The following is a 22,391-nucleotide window of genomic DNA, read 5'->3' on the forward strand; positions in this document are numbered from 1 at the left end:
CCGTCGGGGCCGGTGGCGTCACGACGCGCGCAGCGCCTTGGCGAGGACGGAATCGCCGGAGACCTCGATCCGGCCCTCCCGCACGCCCTGCCCGACGGTGAGCTCGCCGCGGCTCAGCGCCACGCACGTTCCGGCGTCCAGCGCGACGCGGGCGTCCGGCTCGTCCGGCGCGGGTCCGTCGCCGTAGCTTCCGGCGCCGCCAAGGCGTACGTGGAAGTGCCCCTCGTCGAGCCGTACCTCCACCACGCCTTCGAGCCCGGCCCCCGCCAGGCGCCGCAGCAGCGGCAGGGCGAACCAGTGGGCGCGTACCGCGTCCGTGGGTCTGCGTTCCGCCAGGCCGTGCGCTCCCCATCCGGCGAGGGCTTCCAGGACGGGGAGCAACGCCCGGCCGCGCTCGGTGAGTTCGTAGACGTACGCCGCCGCGGGCGGGGGCAGGCGGCGGCGGGTGGTCAGGCCTTGCTGCTCCATGTCCTTCAGGCGCGAGGCGAGGACGTCGGTGCTGACGCCCGGCAGGTCGGCGTGCAGGTCGGTGTAGCGGCGGGGGCCGACCAGCAGCTCCCTGACGACCAGGAGGGTCCAGCGGTCGCCCACGGCGTCCAGGGCGCGGGCCGCGGCGCAGTACTGGTCGTAGCTTCGGCGAGGTGACATGGGACGCAGTCTAGACAGGTTGTTGGACTTTCCAAGGCGGGACTTGGTAAAACCAAGTAACTCACGTCACGGGAGGCGCACCGCATGGAGTTCCGGCAGTCGAGCAAGCTCAGCGAGGTCTGTTACGAGATCCGGGGCCCCGTCATCGAGCACGCCAACGCCCTGGAGGAGGCGGGCCACAGCGTCCTGCGCCTCAACACCGGCAACCCCGCGCTCTTCGGTTTCGAGGCGCCCGAGGAGATCGTCCAGGACATGATCCGGATGCTTCCGCGCGCGCACGGCTACACGGACTCGCGCGGCGTCCTGTCCGCCCGCCGCGCGGTCGCCCAGCGCTACCAGGCGCTCGGCCTCGACGAGGTCTCCGTGGACGACGTCTTCCTCGGCAACGGCGTGTCCGAGCTGGTCACCATGGCCGTGCAGGCGCTGCTGGAGGACGGCGACGAAGTCCTCATCCCGGCGCCCGACTTCCCCCTGTGGACGGCCGTGACGACTCTCTCCGGAGGCAAGGCCGTCCACTACGTGTGCGACGAGTCCGCGGACTGGTATCCCGACCTCGACGACATGGCCGCGAAGATCACCGACCGGACCAAGGCCGTCGTGATCATCAACCCCAACAACCCGACGGGCGCGGTCTATCCGAAGGAGATCCTGGAGGGCATCCTCGACCTCGCCCGGCGGCACGGCCTGATGGTCTTCGCCGACGAGATCTACGACCAGATCCTCTACGACGACGCCGTCCACCACAGCGTCGCCGCGCTCGCGCCCGACCTCGTCGTCCTCACCTTCTGCGGGTTGTCCAAGACGTACCGGGTGGCGGGTTTCCGCTCGGGCTGGCTGGTCGTGACGGGGCCGCAGCAGCACGCGCGGAACTACCTGGAGGGCCTGACGATGCTGGCCTCCATGCGGCTGTGCCCCAACGCGCCCGCGCAGTACGCCATTCAGGCCGCGCTCGGCGGCCGCCAGTCCATCCGCGAACTCACGGCCCCCGGCGGGCGGTTGCACGAGCAGCGGGACCGGGCCTGGGAGAAGCTGAACGAGATCCCCGGCGTCTCCTGCGTCAAGCCGAAGGGCGCGCTGTACGCCTTCCCGCGCCTGGACCCGAAGGTCCACCCGATCCACGACGACGAGAAGTTCGTCCTGGACCTCCTCCTCCAGGAGAAGATCCAGGTGGTGCAGGGCACCGGCTTCAACTGGCCCCGCCCCGACCACTTCCGTATCCTCACCCTCCCCCACGCCGACGACCTCGACGCGGCGATCAGCCGCATCGGCCGCTTCTTGAGCGGATACCGCCAGGGTCTGTGACATGCCGGAGGCCGCGCGGCCGCGCCCCGAAAGGGGCGCGGGGAACTGCGCGACCAGCCACAACCGGCCCGCAGATGAAGGCCGCTGGTCCAGCCGAGCGCTGAAGTACGGCGCCTACGCCGAGGCCGACGGCGTCATCCGGGGGATGATCCACACCCCCTTCGCACTTCGAGATCCGCCGCCCGCACCTCCCCGCGCCGGGCCGGGGCGGCCACCTGGTGCTGCTCACCGGCCGCCGGGCCGACGGGCGGCTGCACCTCCACAACCCGTCCGGCGTCGACGCGGTGACGCGCACCGCGGCCATGTCCGCCGCCGAGTTCGAGCCGTTCTTCGCGGGGCGGGGCGTGTTGCTGCGCTGACAGGCGCTCGGCCCCGCTGCCGGATGGCCCGCATGATGCGTGGGGGCGGGGTCGCCGTCCTGGGCGGCAGCGTGGCGGGGTGCGCGGCGGCGGTGGCCGCGCTGCGTGGCGGCGCGGACCAGCGGGCCGTCCGAAGCCGCGGGTTTGTCGTGACGGGGCGCGCAGTTCCCCGTGCCCCTGGCGGGGCCGCGGCCTCGGTGGGCCGTCCCCGTGCCCCTTCCTGGGCCGTCGTTTTGGGGGATGGGGGGCAAGATCAATAGGATCCGGCGATGATCACAAGAAAACGGCCGGCGGCCTGGGTCATCGCCCTGCTCGCCGCCCTGACCGCCGGGGTCGTCACGGCAGGCCCCGCTGCCGCCGATGACGACGACGGACCGGCGCGCCCCGCGCCCAAGGTCGAGCTGGTGCTCGACGTCAGCGGGTCCATGCGGGCCCGCGACATCGACGGCAAGTCCCGGATGGCCGCCGCCAAGCAGGCGTTCAACGAAGTCCTGGACGCGACCCCGGACGAGGTCGCGCTCGGCATCCGTACCCTCGGCGCCAACTACCGCGGCGACGACCGCAGGACAGGCTGCAAGGACACCGAGCTGCTCTACCCCGTGGAGCGGCTCGACAAGGCGGGCCGCACCGACGCGAAGACCGCCGTGGCGACCCTCGCCCCGACCGGCTGGACACCGATCGGCCCGACGCTGCTCAAGGCCGCCGACGACCTGACGGACGACACCGCCGAGCGCAGCCGCCGCATCGTGCTGATATCCGACGGCGAGGACACCTGCCGGCCGCTCGACCCGTGTGTCGTGGCGCGGGAGATCTCCGCGAAGGGGATCCACCTCACCATCGACACGCTCGGCCTGGTGCCGGACGCCAAGACCCGCGACCAGCTGAGCTGCATCGCGGAGGCCACCGGCGGGACGTACACCTCGATCCGGCACACCGACGAACTGGCGGGCCGTGTCAAGCAGTTGATCGACCGCGCCGCCGATCCGGTGGTCACCCCGGTGGAGGCCGAGGGCGCCGCGCGGTGCACGGACGCGCCCCGGCTGAAGTCCGGCCTCTACACCGACCGCGAGGAGTTCGGCGAGCACCGCTGGTACCGCGTGGACGTGCCCGCGGGCAAGGAGCTGCGCGCCTCCGTGAGCGTGTCGGCCGACCGCGCCGTCAACCAGGAGTACGGCGTGCTGCTGCGCGCCGAGACGCCCGGCGGGCGTGAGATCGTACGCGGCCAGGAGTCCGGTGACGGCCGTACCGACGTCATCTCGACGGGTCTGCGCTATCCGAGGCCGGAAGCGGACGACACGGACGACATGGACGGGGCCGACAAGTACGGGGCGACGGAGACTGTCTGTCTGCGTGTCAGCAACTCCTTCTCCGCGCCCGCGTCGGTGAAGAGGACGCCGGGCCTGCCGGTCGAGCTGGCCGTCGACCTGGTCGACTCCCCCGACGAGGCCTCGGACGTGGCCGCCTTCGGGCTCGGCCACGGCTGGTGGCTGCTCGGTCTGCTCGTACTCGTCGGCTTCGTCGCCGGTCTGGTCTGGGGCTGGCTCTCGCGCTGGCGTTTCGCGGTCTGGAGGACCAACTGATGGACCGTTCGACGCGTACGACACGTGTGTCACGTGTGTGGGGGCGGGCGGCTCTGCTGGCCGCGGCCGCCCTGCTGGCCTTCCCCGGAGCCGCCGCCGCCGACGGTGGCGACAAGGCGGACGGCGACACGCCGACCGAGGCGGGCACGTCCTTCCGTACCGCCACCGCGATCCGCCCCGACCAGGAGGCCACCGCGGAGGCGTCCACGGGCGACTACCTGTACTGGGCGTTCCCCGTCGACACCGGGCAGCGGGCCACCGTGCACGCCACGGTGAAGCTGCCGGACGCGGCGGCGCGGCACGCGGCCTCCACCTGGCAGGTCGATGTGTACGACGGTCTGCGGCGCCGCCAGGCCTGCCGGCTCGGCACGCCGAAGAAGACGGTGGCGCCGGACACCGGGTCGGTCTCCCTCTCCTGCACGCTGCGTACCGTGCGGGCCTGGTCGGAGCAGTGGGCGAACGATCCGCTGCCGGGCACGTACTACCTGCGGCTCACGGTCACCGGCCTGAAGGCCGACGACCTGGGGCTGCCGGTGCGGGCCGAGACGAAGGTGACGACGACCGACGCGGGTGGCGCGCAGGCCGTCGACGGGGCGCTCGGGGAGCCGTTGGTGCCGGGCGCGGGCTCGGACCGGCAGCGGCCCGCCGCCGCCACGGAGCCGGAGGACGGCTGGGCCTCCGGCTGGTGGTCCTCGCGCTGGATCTGGACGGCGGCCGGCGGCATCCTCGCGTCGCTCGCCGGCGTCGGCGGATACGCCCTGACCCGCGGCTCGGGCCGTCCCGCGCGGGTACCGCAGGGCCTGTAGCCGTCCCGGCGGGGCCGCCACGCGGGTGAGCCGCGCGGCGTGGCAGTCTCGGTGGTGGCCGGACCGCACGGTCCGGCCACCACCGGAAGAACAGGAATGGCGCGACCATGGGCGATCTGCTCCTCGTCCGGCACGGCGAGACGGAGTGGTCCCTCTCGGGGCAGCACACCGGCTGGACGGACATCCCCCTCACGGACAACGGCAGGCGGCAGGCCCGCTCGCTCGCCCCGCTCGTCGGCGGGTTCCGGATCGGGGCGGCATTCACGAGCCCGCTGCGGCGTTCGCGGGAGACGGCGGAGCTCGTCGGGTTCCCGGACGCGTACGTCGACCCGGATCTGCGCGAGTGGGACTACGGCGGGTACGAGGGCGTGACGACCGTCGCGATCCACCGCACGCGGCCCGACTGGTATCTCTTCACCGACGGGGTCGCGCCCGGCCCGCCGGAGCACCCCGGCGAGAGCCCGGAGCAGGTCGGCGAGCGCGCCGACCGCATGCTGGCCAAGGTGGACGCGGCGCTCGCCAACAACGAGGGCAGCGTGGTCCTCTTCGCCCACAGCCACTTCCTGCGCGTCCTGACGGCACGCCGCCTGGGCCTGCCCGCGTCGGGCGGCTCGATGTTCCTCCTGGCCACGGGCACGGTCAGCCGGCTGAGCACGGAGCATGGACGCCCGGTGGTGGCGAGCTGGAACCTACGGCCGTAGAGCGGGATCGGGGCGAACAACGACCACAACGGCCGTCACGGCCCCACCGCCAACCGCCCCCGGTCAGTCACCCGTTCACGAAGACGCCGGCATTCGACAGGGACGTTCTTGATCATCAAGACTGCCCGTATGCGATACGGCGTGAATCTCCTCAACTTCGGCTCCGGCACCACCCCCGACTCCCTCGTCCGGCAGGCGAGCGACGCCCGGGAACTCGGCTTCGAGTTCGCGATGATCTCCGACCACATCGCGGTGACCCCGGACGTCCACGAGGTCTATCCGGCGCCGTTCTACGACCAGTTCGTGCTCGCCGCGCACCTCGCGGGGCGCGTGCCGGGGCTGCGGCTCGGCACCACCATCACCGTGATCCCCTACCGGCACCCCTTGCAGACCGCGCGGCTCGCCGCCAACATCGACCGGCTCAACGCCGCCGGGTTCATCCTCGGCGCCGGAGTGGGCTGGTCCGCCGCCGAGTACGAGGTGCTGGGCATCCCCTTCCGCGAGCGTGGCGCGATCACCGACGAGTACCTCACCGCCATCCGCGCCGCCTGGCGCGAGGACCCGACGTCCTTCCGGGGCGCCTACGTCTCGTACGAGGGCGTCCGCACCGCTCCTGCCCCCGCGACCCGCCCCCGGCTGCCGGTCTGGGTCGGCGGCAACTCCCCCGCGGCACAGCGCCGCGCGGCCCGGCTCGGCGAGGCCTGGCATCCGTTCATGCCGACGCGGGACGCGCTGACCTCCGCGCTGCCCCGCATCGCGGCGGAGGCCGAGGCCGCGGGCCGCCCGGTGCCGGACCTCGCGCCGCGGCTCCAGATCCGGCTCGGGGAGCGGGCCGACACGTCCGACCGTCCCCTCGGGCACGGCACCGTGGACCAGATCCGCGGCGACCTGGAGACCCTCGCCGAGCTGGGCGCCACGGACGTACTGCTGGACACCTACCCCGGTTCCCCCGGCGAGCGGGCGGGCGCCGACGAGGACCGGCGGGTGCTGGAGCTCCTGATGTCAGTGGCACAGGGCACCATCGGTACCAACTGACGGTTCCGACGCGGAAAGGGGTGCGTGCCCAGTGAAGCCACCCACGGCCACGCAGCGACGGATCATCGAGGCGGCGGACCCGGTCACCGGGCGGCTGTCCGGGACCGAGGCCCAGCTGACGGGCCTGGTGCGGGCGCGCCTGGCCTTCCGCCACCCCCGGCCCCCGCACGCGTACTTCCTGACACCCGCGGGTCATCGCCTGCGGGACGAGGCCGCCGCGCGCCCGCCGGAGCCCGCCGCGGCCCCGGCCGAACCCGCTGCCGCCCCCGGCGTCTTCGCCGCGCGCACCGGCACGGAGACGTCCGTGACCGGGAGCGAGGGCCCCGCCCGCGCGCGGGAGGTCCGCAGCGCCTGGGAGGGCCTGGTCGAGCTGCGCCGCATGACGAACCCCGACGGCGCCCGCGACCGCCCCTGCGCATGGGAGCGCACGCATCTCGTGCAGGCGGCGGCCCTGGCCCTGGAAGCGGCAGGCCTGCGGCCCGCCCGCCCGGCCCACGACCAGGGACACGGTGGCTACGAGGTGTCGGGCACCCCGCAGCCCGAGGCCGTCGCCGTGCGCGAGCCGTCCCCGGATGGCCTGCGGGCCTGTGCGGCGGCCCTGGAGCGGGCGGGCTGGCAGGTCGGCGAGCACGCCGGGCCTCGTGGCGCCCGCTATCTCCTGGCTTCGCCGAGGCGCACATGAACGCGTTTCGCGCCAGATGTGACACCTCATCCAGAAGTCCAGCGACATCCAGTAGTCCAGCGAAGGGAACACCATGGCAGAGCCCTTTTCCGTGAGCGTCGGCGTCCGTGGATACGAGACGGACTCACAAGGCCACCTCAACCAGGCCGTGTATCTCCAGTACGCCGAGCACGCCCGCTGGTCGCTGCTGCGCGCGTCCGGCATCGCGCAGGCCGACCTCCTGGCGGAGGGCGTCGGCCCGGTCGTCCTGGAGAGCACCATCCGCTATCTCGCCGAGCTGCACGCGGGTGACGAGACGACGGTGAGCTGCGCGTTCGTATGGGGTGAGCGAAAGACCTTCCGCGTCGAGCAGACCATCACCAAGGCGGACGGCACGGTCGCCGCGACGGTCTCCAGCGTGGGCGGGCTGCTCGACCTGGAAGAGCGACGGATGGTGGCGGAGCCGCGCGAGCGCTTCCGGGCCCTGGCGGCCGACCCCGCCCGGCTCGGACTCTGACGCGCCGCACCCACGTGGACGCGTAGCGCGTACATGACATCTTTACCCGACCGACCCATGGCATTCACACAGGCGTACGCACATCCGTGCCACTCTCCCGGTGAGAGAACAGTCAACTCGCGTAGACCGCGCGCCCGTTCGGTGGGCGCTCGGCGCGCGGGGCCTCCGGGAAAGGACACACCCCACATGCCCGTGCCGCGCGTACGCCGCTGGAAACCCCTCGCCCTGACCGCCGCCGCGCTCGTCGGCATCACCGTGCCCGCCACGGCCACGGCGACCACGGCCGCCGGCGCCCATGGCGACACGTATGACGCCAGCACGTACTACGACGACACGTACTACAAGGACGCGCTCGGCAAGACCGGCCCCGCACTGAAGTCCGCCCTGCACACGATTATCAGCAAGCAGACCAAACTGTCGTACAGCCAGGTCTGGGACGCCCTGAAGACCACCGACCAGGATCCGGCCAACAGCTCGAACGTCATCCTGCTCTACACCGGCACCTCCCGGAGCAAGAGCAGCAGCGGCGGCGACCAGGGCGACTGGAACCGCGAGCACGTCTGGGCCAAGTCCCACGGCGACTTCGGCACGGCGACCGGGCCCGGCACCGACATCCACCACCTGCGCCCCGAGGACGTCACGGTCAACAGCATCCGTGGCAACAAGGACTTCGACAACGGCGGCGGCGCCGTCTCCGGGGCCCCGGGCAACCTCACCGACGGCGACTCGTTCGAGCCACGCGACGCGGTCAAGGGCGACGTGGCCCGCATGATCCTCTACATGGCCGTCCGCTACGACGGCGGGGACGGCTTCCCCGACCTGGAGCCCAACGACAAGGTGGCCAACGGCAGCGCGCCCGCCATCGGCCGCCTGCCGGTGCTGAAGCAGTGGAGCGACGAGGACCCGCCGGACGCGTTCGAGAAGAACCGCAACCAGGTCATATTCGACAAGTTCCAGCACAACCGGAACCCGTTCATCGACCACCCGGAGTGGGTGGAAGAGGTCTGGTGACGTCGCGCCGCGGGAGTGGCCGACCGGTCTTGTCCGGGGCATCGGGTGTGGCAGGGGTCTTCGTTGAGCGTCGATGGCCAACGAGGGCAGCCGTGTTGCGCGTCCATTTCACCGGCAGTGACCTGGAGAACGTGCGGACCGCCCGCCGTCCGGACCCGCTGTGGGAGATCGTCTGCGGTCTGTGCCGCTTGCAGAAGCGGGACGGCGCGCTCACCTTCGGCCCGTGGCGGCGGACGGCCGGCGGGCTGATCCGCCGGGGCGGGGCGGCCCGAGAGGCGGCGTCGGCACTGACCCGCCTGGTGCCGGCCGCTGCCTACTTCCCGGACTTCCTCACTCCGCCCGCCGAGAACCGCCCCGACCGCCCCGACCGCCCCGACGGCCCCGACCGCCTCCAGGCGGGCACCGAGCAGGCGCTCGCGACGCCGCGACGCCGTCTGTGTCACGAACTGGCCCCGCTGTCGGCGAGCGGCGGACGGCTGTCGGCGGGCGCGGAGCTGGCCCGTGGTGACGTCACCGCGCTGACCGCCCTGGGCGGCGACCTCCGTAGGTAGCACCGGAATTTCGTCGCACCCGGCCGATGGCCGTGTGGGAGTCGCCCGTGCTCACCGTCGGCTGTCCGGTCGAGCGCGATCCGCGTCTGGAGGGCCGGGGCGTGTTGCTGATTCCGTGGATATGTGGCCGGGCGGCTACCTGGACTGAGCGGCACCCGCGCCCGTACGCCGGACCGGACCGCACGGGATCAGCGGGCTGGCCAAGTTGCGTGAGTCCATCACAGCGGCGAACCGCCGGTCATGACGGGAGCGGGTGAGGACATCCCGGCCGCACCTCGACGAAGAGCGCCGGTCGTTTGACCTTGACGCTACGTCAACTTCTGGCATCGGGGCCATGTCGATCACTGTTCTTGACACCTGTACCGCCATGAGGCGGATCCTGCTGGCCCCGGTCGCGGACCGCGTTGACCTGCTGCGTTCGATGCTGGAGCCCACCAGGGGCATGTACCGCCACTACCCCGGCGAGGTCGACCTGGTGGCCATGCACCTCGAAGCGTCCGGGTTCCCCATCGACCGCGACGAGGAGCGTTGCCTCGACGCGGTCGAAACCCTGGCGGCGGCCGGAGCCCGGGAGCGGATGCGACGCGCCCTCGACGACGCTCTGGCCGTACTGCTGGAGGCGACGCCGGGGCTGGGGTCCCCGGACATCACCGTACTGTTCGTGCTCGGCGATCCGGGTGACGAACACTTCATGGGGCCTTGCCGAGGAGTGACCCGGTTCGGCGGCATCTCGGGCCACATCGTGATCACGCTCTGGCCCTTCCCCGAGAACGTGGAACGGCTGAAGGCCACCGCTGTGCACGAACTCCACCACAACCTGCGGTTCGGCCATCGGCGCGGGCGCCGACGGCACCGTCTGGGGCGTCAACTCCGCCGGGAACATCTACCGTTACACCGGCGATCTGCCCGGCTGACCCCGCTCCTCGTCGTACGCCGCCCGTGACGCGCGATCGTCACGCGGTGACGTTCGGCCCAGCCGGTGAGCCGGAGGGGCGTACCGTGCGGCATCGCGGCCCGCGCCCTGTAGGGGGTCGGCGGCGCGATGCCCGGCCGCTTCGGCCCCTACCCCACGCGGCCGGCGGGTCTCGCCCTGATCACGCTCGGCCTCGCCCTCCTCGGCCGCCTGCCCGCCGACGGCTACCGGCTCGCCCTTCGGGTCGCCACAGGCATCGCCGCGGCGGGCACCGCGCCGGCCGCCACGATCCTGCGCTCCGCCTCCGACAGGGGCAGGTGAGCCCAGACCGTCTTACCGACTTGCCGCGCCACCACACCCCACTGGCCGGCCAGTGCCGCCACGATCACGAGCCCTCGGCCCGACTCCCCCTCGGGGTCCGGGATTTCGGGCGTCTCCGGAGGCATGAGTTCGGTTCTGGTGTCGGTCACCTCGATACGGAGCGTATCCGCGCCCAGCGCCAGGCGGACCTCGAAGTCACGGCCCGGCACGCGGCCGTGAGTCGCCGCGTTCGCCGCGAGTTCGGCGAGGACCGCCTCCGCGGTGTCGGACAGTTCGCTGTCGTACGTGATGCCCCAGCCGTCCAGGTGATACCTGGCCAGCCTGCGTGCGAGCCGGGCGCCCCGAGGCGTCGCGCTGAGGCGTTGCGTGAATTCCCGCGTCGCGGTGGCGGGTTGCGCTTGGGTCAGCATGGCCTCCACGGTGACCCATCCTGGCCCCATGCACCAGACCCCAAACTCGTACGCTCAGTAAGCGTACGAGTACGAAGGGTAGACATTCGGGGTAACGGTGCGTAACCATTGAGGCGTTGGCGGGGACGGATACGCGAGCGTCGGGGGTTACTCATGATGTCGTCAAGCAGCAAAGAGCCCGAGGCGTCGGACGGTCTGAAGACCTTCGGCGCTGTCCTGAAGAGCTTCCGCAAACGCGCGGGGTACACCCAGGAGGAGCTGGCCACCGAGGTCGGCTGCTCCTCGCACTTCCTCGCGTCCATCGAACAGGGGAGGCGGTTCCCACCGCCCGGTTTCGTCGACCGGTGCGAGGCGGCACTCGACGCGTTCGGCACGCTGCGGCTCGCGGCGAACCAGCTCACGCGGAAGCCGGGGCTGGCCAAGTGGTTCCGGCAGTGGGCCGATATGGAGAAGGAGGCGATCGCTCTCTACACGTACGAATGCCGGTTGATCCCAGGGCTGTTGCAGACCCCGGCGTACGCCCGCACGCTCTTCGCCAATCAGCTGCCACCGTTCAGCGACGAGCAGGTCGAGGAGAAGCTGGTGGCCCGGATGGAGCGGCAGCGACTGCTGACGGAACGGCCCAACACGGCGTACAGCTTCATCCTTGAGGAACACCTGTTCCTGCGGCACGTGGGTGGGCATGACGTCACCATGGAACTCATCGACCACGTCCTGGCGCTCGCCGAGCACAGGAACATCGAGGTGCAGATCATGCCGTTGAAGGGGGAGAGCCATGCGGGGCTCGACGGTCCCATGCGATTGCTGGAGAGCCCGGAGAACAAGTGGTTCGCCTACGCTGAGGGGCAGGAGAGCGGCCAGTTGATTTCCGACCCGAAAGTGGTCAGCACGCTCCAGATGCGGTATGCCAAGATGCGCTCCCAGGCTCTCTCGTTCGAAGACTCGATGAGCCTGCTGAAGCGGATGCGAGGAGCATGATGAGCACCCCCGACCTGGCCTGGTTCAAAAGCAGTTACAGCAGCGGTTCCGGAGATGACTGCGTCGAAATCGCCCTCACCTGGCGCAAGTCCAGCTACAGCGGCGGCTCCGGCGACGACTGCGTAGAGATCGCCCCCTGCCCCGCCGCCATCCACGTACGCGACTCCAAGAACCCCGAGGGGCCCCAGCTCGCGCTGGAGCCCCGCGCCTGGGCGCGGTTCGTGAGTTACACCTCTCACGGCTGACGCTGGGCCTCCACCAACTCCCTGGCCTCCTCGTCCGTCGCCACCGACGGCGGGGAGCCCTCCAGGGGCTTGCGGGCCGTCTCCTTCATCGCGGCGACCGCGACGATGCCGACCAGGCCCGCGAGCATCGTGTAGAACGCGGGCATCAGGTCGTTGCCGGTGGCCCCGATCAGCGCGGCGACGACCAGTGGTGTCGTACCGCCGAAGAGCGAGACGGAGATGTTGAAGCCGATGGAGAGCGAGCCGTAGCGCACATCCGTGGGGAAGAGGGCCGGCAGCGAGGAGGACATGACGCCCAGGTAGCAGACCAGGGCGAGGCCGAGGATCAGCAGGCCGGTGAAGACCGCCACCGTGCCGCCCCGCTTGATCAGCAGGAACGCCGGGAGCGCGAGGACGAAGAAGCCGACCGAACCGGCCATCAGGACCGGCTTGCGGCCGATGCGGTCCGAGAGACGGCCCACCGAGTTGATGAGCGCCATCAGGATCAGCATGACGACGACGATGGACAGCAGGCCGCCGGTCTCGCCGAAGCCGAGCTGGGTCAGGTACGTCGGCATGTACGACAGCAGCATGTAGTCGGTGATGTTGAACGCGGCGACGAGCGCGACGCAGAGCAGCATCGCCCGCCACTGGCCGACGAAGGATTCCTTGAGGGACTTCTTCTGGCGTTCGGCGGCGGCGCCGTCGCCCTCCTCCATCTTCTGGAAGGCGGGCGACTCGTCGAGCTTCAGCCGCAGGTAGAGGCCGATGAGGCCGAGCGGGGCCGCGGCCAGGAACGGGACGCGCCAGCCCCAGGACCGCATGGCGTCGTCGCTGAGCAGCGCGGTGAGGGTGGTGACGAGGACGGCGGCGACCGTGTAGCCGATCAGGGTGCCGAACTCCAGGAAGGAGCCCCAGAAGCCGCGGCGCTTGTCGGGTGCGTACTCCGCGATGAAGGTCGCCGCGCCGCCGTACTCGCCGCCCGTGGAGAAGCCCTGCACCATGCGGCAGAGGACCAGGAGGACCGGCGCCCAGACGCCGATCGAGGCGTAACCGGGTATCAGGCCGATCGCGAGGGTCGCGGTCGACATCATGATCATGGTGAGCGCGAGGATCTTCTTGCGGCCGACGCGGTCGCCGAGCGGGCCGAAGAACATGCCGCCGATGGGGCGCACCAGGAAGGCCGCGGCGAAGGTCGCGAGCGAGGAGAGGGTCTGCGCGGTGGCGTTGCCGGACGGGAAGAACTCCTTGCCGATGATGACGGCGAGGTAGGCGTAGACGCCGAAGTCGTACCACTCCATGGCGTTGCCCAGCGCGGTCGCCTTCACCGCCCGCTTGACCTGGGCCTCCTCGGTGACGGTGATGTCGGACTGGCGCAGGCGCGGGTGCTTGCGGCGGTACATCGCGCGGAAGAGCGTGCGGTGGCGGGCGACGGCTTCCGGAGCGGGCGGTGTGGGTGTTGCTGGTGTTTCGGGCGCGCTCACGGTGCAGTCAGTCACTTTCTTGGCCGGAATCGGTTGGCGTCGACCGAACTCGGTCGGACTCGGTCGGTATCGGACACACGTTGATGATCATTCGTCTGCCCTGCCGGGTGTCGATCAACACTGCCAATCCCCGGACCGGGAGGCACTCGCCATTGGTCCTCCGGCCGATGGCCCCAAGTCCCCCTTCCGCGGGACTTGGGGCCTGATCCCGGCTCAGCGGCGCGGACACTCCTTCCACGCCATGTGGTAGACGGTGCTGATGTCGCCGTCCGTGGAGTCCATCGTCATGAAGCTGGCCTTCGCGGGGTCCGAGGTGCCCGCGTCGACGCGCAGCTCGGTGTTGATGTTGAAGTTCCGCCGCTCCCCGCAGGGCGCCCAGACGAGCTGCGCCCAGTCCGTGGAGTCCGTGGCCTGCCAGTTGTCGTTGTAGGCGCCCTTGAACTCATGGGTCTTCGAGGCCGTGCTCGGGGAGCCCTGGAAGTAGTACGAGGCCTTCTCGATGCCCTTGGCACCCGGCTGGAGCGAGGCGTAGCCGCGGTAATCCACGCTCGCGATGGCGTAGGTGAAGCCGTGCGGGACGTGCACGATGAGGTTGAGCTGGCAGTTCTTGCGGAACGCGGTGGGGTCGGCGCCGGCGCCCGCCTGGGCGAGGTAGTCGCTGTAGGTGACCGTGAAGGCGGTGTTGTCGGCGGAGACGGCCACGGCGGCGGTCCCGAGGGGGCAGCCCGAACCGTTCACCGTGGCGACCTCGATCACGATCTTGTCCGGGGGCGGCTCCAGGATGCCCGTCGTGTCGTGCGCGGGAAGCGTCGAGCCGAGCAGCGCCGCGACGGCGCCGGACAGCAGCAGTGCACCAGCCATGATTCTCCGTTCCATTGCGAAGGAGGGGGGTTGGAGAAGTGCTGTGATGCGTGAGCCAGGGGGAGCGTACGGACCAGGGGGTTCCGTAGCCAGAGCGATGTCCGGCCATATGCGTTGGGAGCCTGTGCGAAATTCCCTTGCCTAATGGTCAAGAGTCGTTGACCATTGTCTGCGTGCCTATCGATGATCTTCCCGAGACGTTTCACGTCACCACGGACGAACAGCTGCGCGCCGTCTCCAATCTGACGCGCCACCGGATCATGGCCGTGCTCCGCTTCGAGCCTGCGACAATCACCCAGATCGCCGAGCGGGTGGGCCTCGCGAAGGGGAGTTCCAGCTATCACGTGCGGCTGCTGGAGCGGGCCGGCCTGGTGAAGGTGGTACGGACGCGGAAGGTGCGGGGTGTCACCGAGCGGTACTACGCGATGGCCGCGCGGTCGATCGTGCTGCCGGATCCGGGCGAGGGAGGGCCGGATGTGCTGATGCGGCATGCGGTGGCGGACCTGGAGGCATCGCCGGCGGAGGCCGAGCGGCACGTACGGATGGCGCATCTGCGGCTCACCGAGGAGCAGTTCGCGCAGCTGGGGGCGCGGCTTCAGGCACTGGCGGACGAGTACCGGGAGCTGTCCGATCCGTCGCTGCCGGACGCGTCACTCGTCTTCGCACTGTTCCACCCGGCACCGCGCCAGCAGGCCGAGGGGGGCGCCAAGTGACCTCAGGCCTCCGGAAGTTGCCGACCGGGTTCGGACGGCTGTGGACCGCGCAGACGGTGTCCTCGCTCGGTGACGGAGTGTCGCATGCCGCGCTGCCGCTGCTCGCGCTGACGCTGACGCGGGATCCGATGGCGCTCGCCGTCGTCACAGCCGCCGGGACGCTGCCGTGGCTGCTCTTCGGGGTGCTCGGCGGTGCGCTGGTGGACCGCTGGGACCGTCGGCGCACCATGTGGGTCACGGACGCGGCGCGTGCGGCGCTGCTCGCGATACCGGCGGCAGCGGCCGCGCTCGACGGCTTGAGCATTCCGCTGCTCGCGGCCGTCGCCTTCCTGCTCGGCCTCGGTGGACTCTTCTTCGACACGGCCGCCACGGCCTATCTGCCGGATCTGCTCAGCCGCGACCCCGCGCTCCTTGAGCGCGCCAACTCCCGCCTGCGCGGTGCTCAGACCGCCATGTCCGGCTTCGCGGGGCCGCCTGCGGGCAGTGCGCTGCTCGCGCTCGGGCGGGCCGTTCCGCTGCTCGCCGACGCGGTGTCGTTCATGGTCTCCGCACTGCTCGTACAGACGCTGCCCGCCATACCCCCGCCCGTGCCGGAGGTCCGCGAGTCGCTGCTTGTGCAGGCACGGGCCGGGGCCTCGTACGTATTCCGGGACCGGTTGCTGCTCGGGCTCGCGCTCCGCCCGGCGGTCGGGAACGTCGCCTTCCTCGCCGTGGAGACCGTCCTCGCCCTCTTCGCGCACGACCGCCTCGGCATCGACACCTACGGCTTCGGCCTGCTCCTCACAGCGGAGGCCACCGGCGGTCTGCTCGGCGCGGGCATCGCCTCCCGCCTCGGCCGCCGACTCGGCACCGGCACCGCACTGACCTGCACGGCCGCGGTCGAAGGGCTTGCCATCCTGGGCCTCGCCGCTGCCCCGAACCCGTACGTGGCCGGGCTGGCGCTCGCCCTCTGCGGGGCCGGTATGGGCGCCACGATGGTGCTCGCGCCCTCCCTCCGGCAGGCGATCGTCCCGGCCCGCCTCATGGGCCGGGTCGCCTCCACCTCCCGCATGCTGGCCATGTGCGCCGCCCCCCTCGGGGCCTTCCTCGGCGGCTGGCTGGCCACCGCCTACGACATCCGTACCCCGCTCTACGCCGCCGCCGGCCTCCTCCTGGTGATGACGGCCGTCACGGCGTCCATGACCAGCAACCGCCGGGTCGAGGCGGCGCTGCGTGCCGCCGCCCCGGCAGGCACCGCCGACGGATCCGCACGCGCCACGTCTTGACGGGTATACGTCACACCGAAACACTGGTAGGAAACCTTCCTAACAGTACGCGGAACGACGAACTCCCCCTTCAGGAGGCCCTCGTGCAGACCCCCCACTCCCCTCACATACGCCCGCGTCCCCTCACCTCCCGCCGCACCCTGCTCGCCTTCATCGGCGCCTCGGTCGTGGCCGGCCCGGTCATCGCCTCGCAGACGGGCTCCGCCACGGCGTCCCCGCTGCGGGCCGGCGGGCTCGACGATCCGGCGAAGAAGGAGATCGCCATGAAGCTCGTGTGCAGCGCCGAGAACTCCAGCCTCGAATGGAAGAAGTACTACCGCTACATCGAGGACATCGACGACGGCCGCGGCTACACCGCGGGCATCATCGGTTTCTGTTCCGGCACCGGCGACATGCTGGACCTCGTCGAGCTCTACACCCGGCGCAAGCCCGGCAACGTCCTCGCGAAGTACCTGCCCGCGCTGCGCGAGGTCGACGGCACGGACTCGCACGAGGGTCTCGACCCGACCTTCACGAGGGACTGGGAGAAGGCCGCCGAGGACCCGGCGTTCCAGAAGGCGCAGAACGACGAGCGCGACCGCGTCTACTTCAACCCCGCGGTCAAGCAGGGCAAGACGGACGGCATCGGCGTCCTCGGCCAGTTCTGCTACTACGACGCGATCGTCATGCACGGCGACGGCAGCGACTCCACCAGCTTCCGCAACATCCGCAAGCGCGCGCTGCGTTCGGCGAAGACCCCGGCGCAGGGCGGCGACGAGGTGACGTACCTCAACGCCTTCCTGGACGCGCGCGTCTGGGCGATGAAGCAGGAGGAGGCCCACGAGGACACCAGCCGCGTCGACACCGCGCAGCGCGTGTTCCTGAAGAAGCGGAACCTCAACCTGGACACGCCGCTGGAGTGGAAGGTGTACGGGGACCCGTACCGCATCGGCTGACGGGCAGCCCCCCTTCGGTCCTGCGCCGTCACGCGGGGCGCCCACGCGTCCCGCGCGACGGAGCGCACTCTCACGCGCGACACTTACCTCACACACGCCCCTCACACACGCCCCTCACGCACCTCATGCACGCCCCTCACGCACCTCACGCACCTCTTGCCTCAGGTGGGCGGGGATGGATACGGTCCCGGCCAACTCCCGTCTACGCGCGTCCTCGCGCGTCGGCGCGCACCGAGATGAGAGATCCATGTTCCTTCGCATGACCGTGCTGACCGCCGCCACCGCCGCACTCGTCACAGCGGGGGCCGCCACGGCCCCCGCCGCGGGCGGCGGCTGGCAACAGGTCGGCGCCGACATCACCTCCGGCGTCAGCGGCCTCGCGTTCAGCGGCCGTACGCACGGCACCACGCACGCGCTGGTCGTACGCGACAACAAGAAGCCCGGCCAGAACCGCGTCGCCGCGCTCACCTACCGCCCGGGCCGTTCCGCCGCCGTCGAGCCGCTGGCCTGGACCGGCGGCAGCGAGCCCATCGACCTGGAGGCCATCGAGGCGGTGCCGGGCGCCCCCGGCGAGTACGTGGCCCTCGCCAGCCGCGGCCTTGTCTACCACCTCAAGACGGCCGGCACCCGGGTCGAGGTCCTGGACACCTCCCCGCTCCCGGCGATCGCCGACGGCGACGACTACGAGAGCTTCGCGCTGACCTCGAAGCCCGGCAAGATGGCCGCCGTCTGGGCCGACCGGGGCGCGGGCAAGGACCGCCCCTCGACACTGCGCGCCGCCCCCTTCGCCTTCAACAAGTACGGCGAGGCCGACTTCGGCCCCGTCACCACCGCCCGCTACCGCGCCCCCTGGCCGGGCGGCCCTGTCCGCCATGCCTCGGACATCTCGGTCACGGCATCGGGCCGTCTCCTGATCAGCTCGGCGTCGGACCCGGGCGACGACGGACCGTTCGACTCGGCGGTCAGCGACGCGGGCACGGTGTCCGTCACCCGCACCGGCAAGGTCCGCCTGAGCGTCAGCAAGTCCCCCGACGTCCTGCGGAAGTTCAAGGGCCACAAGATCGAGGCCGTGGAGTGCGTACCGAACTCCCGCACCGCCCTCCTCGGTACGGACGACGAGAACACGGGCGGCGCGGTCAACTCCGCGAAGCTGTGCGGAAGCCGCTAGGGCACTCGCCTCCGGGTGAGCACGCACTAATCAGTGCGTACTTGTGAGGCGTGACGGGCTGTTCAAGGGTGAAGGGGTTCCCCTTCACCCACCCGTACAGGATCATTCATGAGCAGCAAGCCGGCCGTCAGCGTCATCGGGCTCGGCGAGATGGGGCAGGCGCTGGCCGGGGCCCTGCTCGCCGCCGGGCACCCCACCACCGTCTGGAACCGCAGCGCGGCCAAAGGCGACGCGCTCGTGGCGCGCGGAGTCGTGCGGGCCGCATCGGCCCAGGAGGCCGTTCTCGCCTCGCCTTTGGTCATCGCCTGCCTGCTGGACCACGACACCACGTACACCGTCCTGGAGCCCGCAGCCGGAGCCCTGCGCGGGCGGGCCCTGGTCAACCTCGCCAACAGCACGCCGGATCAGGCCCGCCGCGCCGAGTCCTGGGCCGAGGGGCTCGGCGCGGACTATCTGGACGGCGGGATCATGGCGATCCCCTCGACCATCGCGACCCCGCAGGCGTTCGTGCTCTACAGCGGCCGGGAGCGGCATGTCACGGCGCACCGAGGGACGTTGGAAGCGATGGGCGCGGCGCGGTACCTGGGCACCGACGCGGGGCTCGCCTCGCTGTACGACTTGGCGCTGCTCAGCGCGATGGACATGATGTTCCACGGCTTCTTCCACGCGGTCGCCCTGGCCACGTCGCAGAAGGAGGGCAGCGCGAGCGGGGTCACCGAGCTGCTCGTCCCGTGGCTGAGCAGCATGCTCCAGATGCTGCCCCCGCTCGCGGCCGACGTGGACGCCGACCGGGAGTCGGGAGCCGCCCCCGGCTTCGCGCAGGGCCTCGACGTCGTGCTCGCCGGTGCGCGCAACATGGCGCAGGCGGCGCGGGACGCGGGGGTGCGGGCCGATTACTTCGAGCGGTCGGGCGCGGACCTGGAGGAGCAGATCGCGCAGGGGCGGACGCTGTTCGCGGCGCCCGAGGCGGTGCGGCGGCTCAGGGTGAACGGGTGACCGCCGCCGGGGCCGCATCCGCCGGAGCCGGGGCCGGGGCCGAAGCCGGGGCGATGGGGTCCGAACTCGGCTTCGTACCCTGGTGGTTGAAGACCAGGTTGAGGGCCACGGCCAGCAGGCAACCCGTGGAGATGCCGGAGCCGAGGACGATCTGGGCCCAGGCGGGGAACGCGTCGTAGAAGCCGTCCGAGAGGGCGGGGGCGAGACCCGCGCCGAGGGTGACGACGACGATCAGGGCGTTGTCGCCCCGGTGCAGGTCCGCCTGGAGCAGCGTCTGGATGCCGCTGACCGCGATGGAGCCGAAGAGGAAGAGGCTGACGGCGGCCAGGACCGGCATCGGGACGACGGAGATGAGGGCCGCCGCGGCCGGGCTGAGGCCGATCAGCACGAGGATGGCGCCGCTGAGCGCGACGACGAAGCGGCTGCGCACCTTGGAGATCACGACCAGGCCGATGTTCTGCGCGAAGGCGCTGGCGTGGAAGGCGTTGAAGAGGGGACTGAGCGCCGAGCCGAGGGCGTCGGCGCGCAGGCCGCGGGCGATGGTCTTCTCGTCGACGTCCCGTTCGACGATCTTGCCGAGGGCGATCATGTCGGCGGTGGACTCGGTGAGGATCACCAGCATGACGACGCACATCGAGATGATCGCCGGGAGGTTGAACTCCGGGGCGCCGAAGTGCAGCGGAGACGGGATGCCGACGGGGTCCGCGCCCTCCAGCTTCGAGAAGTCGGCGAGGCCCATCGGAATCGCGAGCAGCGTGCCGAAGATCATCGCGAAGAGCATGCTGATCTGCTTGAGGAAGCCGCGCGTGAAGCGCTGAAGCAGGAGCATGACGAGGACCGTGGCGCCCGCGAGGCCGATGCTCTTCGGCTCCGGGGTGCCGGTCGTGGAGTCGTCCACGATCCAGTCGTACGCGACCGGGATGAGGGAGACGCCGATGAGCGTGATGACCGAGCCCGTCACGACCGGCGGGAAGAAGCGGACGAGCCGCGAGAAGTACGAACTGACCAGGAAGCCGAAGACACTTGAGACGATGATCGCCCCGAAGACGATCGGCATGCCCGCCTCGACGCCGCCCCGCGTGGCGATGATCGTCAGCATCACGCCGACGCCCGCGAACGAGACGCCGTTGACGAAGGGCAGCTTCGAGCCGATGAAGGTGCCGATGCCGAGGGTCTGAAGGAGGGTCGCGATGCCCGCCATCAGCAGGCTGCCGCCCATGAGTACGGCCGTGTCCGCCGGTGACATCTTTGCCGCGACGGCCACCACGAGCGGAACGGAGACCGCGCCGGCGTACATGGAGGCGACGTGCTGGAGGCTCGCGACGAGCATGCGGCCGGGCGGCAGGATCTCGTCGACGGGGTGGACCTCGGGGCCGGCCGCCCGCGCGTCGGGGGCCTTCGCTTCAGAACTCATGGGTGGCGCTTCTTCCGTTGCGTGACGCCGGAAGTCGGCCCCGTGCCGCGGGAGTTCACGAGACACGGCAGAGGCCGACCGGACCCGACTGGAAAGTAACTTCCGCCATACGGGTGGCGGCGCCACGACGGTACGTCAGTGCACCCCGGCTGCGGAAGACCCCGTGGCCGAGGAGTGCGTACGCTGCTGCGCGATCTCCCCGCCCGGCTCCATCGGCGCCGTCACCTCGTCGTCGTCGCGGCCCTTGCCGATGTGGTTGAAGACGAGGTTCAGGAGCACGGCGGCCACACAGCCCGTCGAGATGCCCGAGTCGAGGATGATCTTCGCGGTCTCCGGGAACGCGTGGTAGAACTCCGGCGCCGCGATCGGGATCAGGCCGACGGCCAGCGAGACCGCCACGATCAGGACGTTGTTGTCGCGCTCCAGGTTCGCCTTGACCAGCGTCTGGATGCCGCTCGCCGCGACCGAGCCGAAGAGCACGACGCCCGCGCCGCCGAGCACCGGGCGCGGCACGACCGCGATCAGCGAGGCCGCCATCGGGCACAGGCCCATCAGGACGAGGAAGCCGCCGCCCGCGGCGACCACGAACCGGCTGCGGATCTTCGTCATCGCGACCAGGCCGATGTTCTGCGCGAAGGCGCTGCACATGAAGCCGTTGAAGAGCGGGCTGACCGCCGAGCCGAGGCAGTCGGCGCGCAGGCCCGCCGCGATGGTCTTCTCGTCGGCGGGGCGGCCGACGATCTCACCGAGGGCGAGCATGTCGGCCGTCGACTCCGTCATCGAGACGACCATGACCACACACAGCGAGACGATGGCGGCGGCCGCGAACTGCGGGGCGCCGAAGTGGAACGGCGTCGGGAAGCCGACGATGTCCGCCTCGCCGACCGGGCTGAAGTCGGTGACGCCGAACGGGATCGCGACGAGCGTGCCGACGACCAGGCCGAGCAGGACAGCGATCTGCTTGACGAAGCCGGTGGTGAAGCGGCGCAGCAGCAGCACGATGACGAGCGTGATGCCGGCGAGGGCGAGGTTCTTCGTCGAGCCGTAGTCGTCGGCTCCCGGCACCGGGCCCTGGGCCCAGCCGAAGGCGACCGGCATGAGCGAGATGCCGATGAGGGTGATAACCGTACCGGTGACCACGGGCGGGAAGAACCGCACCATCTTGGAGAAGAACGGCGCCGCGATGAAGCCGAGCACACCGGCGACGATGACCGCGCCGAAGATGATGGGGAGCGCGTCGTCCTTGTCGTTCGTCGAGTCGACGACGGCGAGCATCGGCGCGACGCCGGCGAAGGTGACGCCGTTGACGAACGGCAGGCGGGCGCCGATCTTCCAGATGCCGAGCGTCTGGAGGAAGGTCGCCAGCCCCGCGGTGAACAGACACGCACCGGTCAGGAAGGTGAGTTCCTTCGCGGAGAGGCCGACGGCGGCGCCGACGATGAGCGGCGGGGCGACGACACCCGCGTACATGGCCGCCACGTGCTGAAGACCGGTCGTCGCCATCTTCAGGGGCGGGAGCTTCTCGTCGACCGGATGGA

24 protein-coding genes are annotated in these 22,391 nt (G+C 71.0%); 18 read left to right on the forward strand and 6 right to left on the reverse strand.

Annotation, left to right across the window (positions count from 1 at the left end; genetic code table 11):
* Positions 1-18 precede the first annotated feature (18 nt).
* Positions 19-648, reverse strand: coding sequence for a winged helix-turn-helix transcriptional regulator (locus ACOBQB_RS05965; RefSeq protein WP_423589339.1), 630 nt, complete (start codon positions 646-648; stop codon positions 19-21).
* Between the two features lie 84 nt (positions 649-732).
* Here ACOBQB_RS05965 and ACOBQB_RS05970 point away from each other — a divergent pair, with 84 nt between their 5' ends.
* The 11 genes from ACOBQB_RS05970 (at position 733) to ACOBQB_RS06020 (ending at position 10,114) form a co-directional block, all read left to right on the forward strand.
* A complete protein-coding gene (locus tag ACOBQB_RS05970; protein ID WP_423589341.1) occupies positions 733-1,950 on the forward strand; it encodes a pyridoxal phosphate-dependent aminotransferase in 1,218 nt (405 codons plus the stop codon).
* Between the two features lie 218 nt (positions 1,951-2,168).
* Positions 2,169-2,309: a hypothetical protein gene (locus ACOBQB_RS05975; RefSeq protein WP_423589343.1), complete on the forward strand. Its 141-nt coding sequence runs from the start codon at positions 2,169-2,171 to the stop codon at positions 2,307-2,309.
* A 269-nt stretch (positions 2,310-2,578) separates the two neighbouring features.
* Entirely contained in the window at positions 2,579-3,889 is a 1,311-nt protein-coding gene (locus ACOBQB_RS05980) for a VWA domain-containing protein (RefSeq protein WP_423589345.1), read from the forward strand.
* Entirely contained in the window at positions 3,889-4,695 is an 807-nt protein-coding gene (locus tag ACOBQB_RS05985) for a hypothetical protein (protein WP_423589347.1), read from the forward strand. Before ACOBQB_RS05980 ends, ACOBQB_RS05985 begins: the two co-directional genes overlap by 1 nt.
* 107 nt (positions 4,696-4,802) lie before the next feature.
* On the forward strand, positions 4,803-5,396 hold the full coding sequence (locus tag ACOBQB_RS05990; protein WP_423589348.1) for a histidine phosphatase family protein: 594 nt from the start codon (positions 4,803-4,805) through the stop codon (positions 5,394-5,396).
* 129 nt (positions 5,397-5,525) lie between these two features.
* Positions 5,526-6,431 (forward strand): TIGR03619 family F420-dependent LLM class oxidoreductase, encoded by a 906-nt coding sequence (locus ACOBQB_RS05995; RefSeq protein WP_423589350.1) that lies wholly within the window; start codon positions 5,526-5,528, stop codon positions 6,429-6,431.
* 31 nt (positions 6,432-6,462) lie between these two features.
* A complete protein-coding gene (locus ACOBQB_RS06000; protein WP_423589352.1) occupies positions 6,463-7,113 on the forward strand; it encodes a hypothetical protein in 651 nt (216 codons plus the stop codon).
* A gap of 73 nt (positions 7,114-7,186) precedes the next feature.
* A complete protein-coding gene (locus ACOBQB_RS06005; RefSeq protein WP_423589353.1) occupies positions 7,187-7,609 on the forward strand; it encodes an acyl-CoA thioesterase in 423 nt (140 codons plus the stop codon).
* Positions 7,610-7,795: 186 nt separating this feature from the next.
* Positions 7,796-8,620: an endonuclease I family protein gene (locus ACOBQB_RS06010; protein WP_423589355.1), complete on the forward strand. Its 825-nt coding sequence runs from the start codon at positions 7,796-7,798 to the stop codon at positions 8,618-8,620.
* 92 nt (positions 8,621-8,712) lie between these two features.
* Entirely contained in the window at positions 8,713-9,171 is a 459-nt protein-coding gene (locus ACOBQB_RS06015) for a hypothetical protein (protein ID WP_423589357.1), read from the forward strand.
* A 334-nt stretch (positions 9,172-9,505) separates the two neighbouring features.
* A complete protein-coding gene (locus ACOBQB_RS06020) occupies positions 9,506-10,114 on the forward strand; it encodes a DUF2268 domain-containing putative Zn-dependent protease (RefSeq protein ID WP_423589359.1) in 609 nt (202 codons plus the stop codon).
* Positions 10,115-10,308: 194 nt separating this feature from the next.
* On the opposite strand, the gene ACOBQB_RS06025 is transcribed toward ACOBQB_RS06020, so the two are convergent.
* On the reverse strand, positions 10,309-10,815 hold the full coding sequence (locus ACOBQB_RS06025; RefSeq protein ID WP_423589361.1) for an ATP-binding protein: 507 nt from the start codon (positions 10,813-10,815) through the stop codon (positions 10,309-10,311).
* Positions 10,816-10,968: 153 nt separating this feature from the next.
* Here ACOBQB_RS06025 and ACOBQB_RS06030 point away from each other — a divergent pair, with 153 nt between their 5' ends.
* Together ACOBQB_RS06030 and ACOBQB_RS06035 are read left to right on the forward strand one after the other, a co-directional pair.
* Complete coding sequence (locus ACOBQB_RS06030) at positions 10,969-11,793, forward strand: helix-turn-helix domain-containing protein (RefSeq protein ID WP_423589363.1); 825 nt, start codon at positions 10,969-10,971, stop codon at positions 11,791-11,793.
* The gene (locus ACOBQB_RS06035) at positions 11,793-12,038 is read left to right on the forward strand and encodes a DUF397 domain-containing protein (RefSeq protein WP_423589365.1); all 246 of its coding nucleotides are present in this window, start codon (positions 11,793-11,795) and stop codon (positions 12,036-12,038) included. Before ACOBQB_RS06030 ends, ACOBQB_RS06035 begins: the two co-directional genes overlap by 1 nt.
* Here ACOBQB_RS06035 and proP read toward each other — a convergent pair.
* The gene (gene proP / locus ACOBQB_RS06040) at positions 12,029-13,420 is read right to left on the reverse strand and encodes a glycine betaine/L-proline transporter ProP (RefSeq protein WP_423590432.1); all 1,392 of its coding nucleotides are present in this window, start codon (positions 13,418-13,420) and stop codon (positions 12,029-12,031) included. The two genes, ACOBQB_RS06035 and proP, sit on opposite strands and share 10 nt — an antisense overlap.
* A gap of 294 nt (positions 13,421-13,714) precedes the next feature.
* Complete coding sequence (locus ACOBQB_RS06045) at positions 13,715-14,362, reverse strand: DUF4360 domain-containing protein (protein ID WP_423589367.1); 648 nt, start codon at positions 14,360-14,362, stop codon at positions 13,715-13,717.
* Positions 14,363-14,535: 173 nt separating this feature from the next.
* Between ACOBQB_RS06045 and ACOBQB_RS06050 the strand changes: the two genes are divergently transcribed.
* The 5 genes from ACOBQB_RS06050 (at position 14,536) to ACOBQB_RS06070 (ending at position 19,439) form a co-directional block, all read left to right on the forward strand.
* Positions 14,536-15,075, forward strand: coding sequence for an ArsR/SmtB family transcription factor (locus tag ACOBQB_RS06050; RefSeq protein ID WP_423589368.1), 540 nt, complete (start codon positions 14,536-14,538; stop codon positions 15,073-15,075).
* A complete protein-coding gene (locus ACOBQB_RS06055; protein WP_423589370.1) occupies positions 15,072-16,340 on the forward strand; it encodes an MFS transporter in 1,269 nt (422 codons plus the stop codon). The genes ACOBQB_RS06050 and ACOBQB_RS06055 overlap by 4 nt, the downstream gene beginning before the upstream one ends.
* A gap of 83 nt (positions 16,341-16,423) precedes the next feature.
* Complete coding sequence (locus ACOBQB_RS06060; RefSeq protein WP_423589371.1) at positions 16,424-17,275, forward strand: chitosanase; 852 nt, start codon at positions 16,424-16,426, stop codon at positions 17,273-17,275.
* A gap of 259 nt (positions 17,276-17,534) precedes the next feature.
* Positions 17,535-18,443, forward strand: coding sequence for a hypothetical protein (locus tag ACOBQB_RS06065; RefSeq protein WP_423589373.1), 909 nt, complete (start codon positions 17,535-17,537; stop codon positions 18,441-18,443).
* Between the two features lie 108 nt (positions 18,444-18,551).
* Positions 18,552-19,439 (forward strand): NAD(P)-binding domain-containing protein, encoded by an 888-nt coding sequence (locus ACOBQB_RS06070; protein WP_423589375.1) that lies wholly within the window; start codon positions 18,552-18,554, stop codon positions 19,437-19,439.
* Here the strand turns inward: ACOBQB_RS06070 and ACOBQB_RS06075 are convergent.
* Together ACOBQB_RS06075 and ACOBQB_RS06080 are read right to left on the reverse strand one after the other, a co-directional pair.
* Positions 19,423-20,853 carry a nucleobase:cation symporter-2 family protein gene (locus ACOBQB_RS06075; RefSeq protein WP_423589377.1) on the reverse strand — a complete coding sequence of 477 codons (1,431 nt, stop codon included), beginning with the start codon at positions 20,851-20,853 and terminating at the stop codon, positions 19,423-19,425. The genes ACOBQB_RS06070 and ACOBQB_RS06075 overlap by 17 nt on opposite strands.
* Before the next feature lie 135 nt (positions 20,854-20,988).
* Entirely contained in the window at positions 20,989-22,356 is a 1,368-nt protein-coding gene (locus tag ACOBQB_RS06080) for a nucleobase:cation symporter-2 family protein (protein WP_423590434.1), read from the reverse strand.
* Between the last annotated feature and the right edge of the window lie 35 nt (positions 22,357-22,391).

The organism is Streptomyces sp. G5(2025) (assembly GCF_049542075.1).
Lineage (GTDB): Bacteria > Actinomycetota > Actinomycetes > Streptomycetales > Streptomycetaceae > Streptomyces.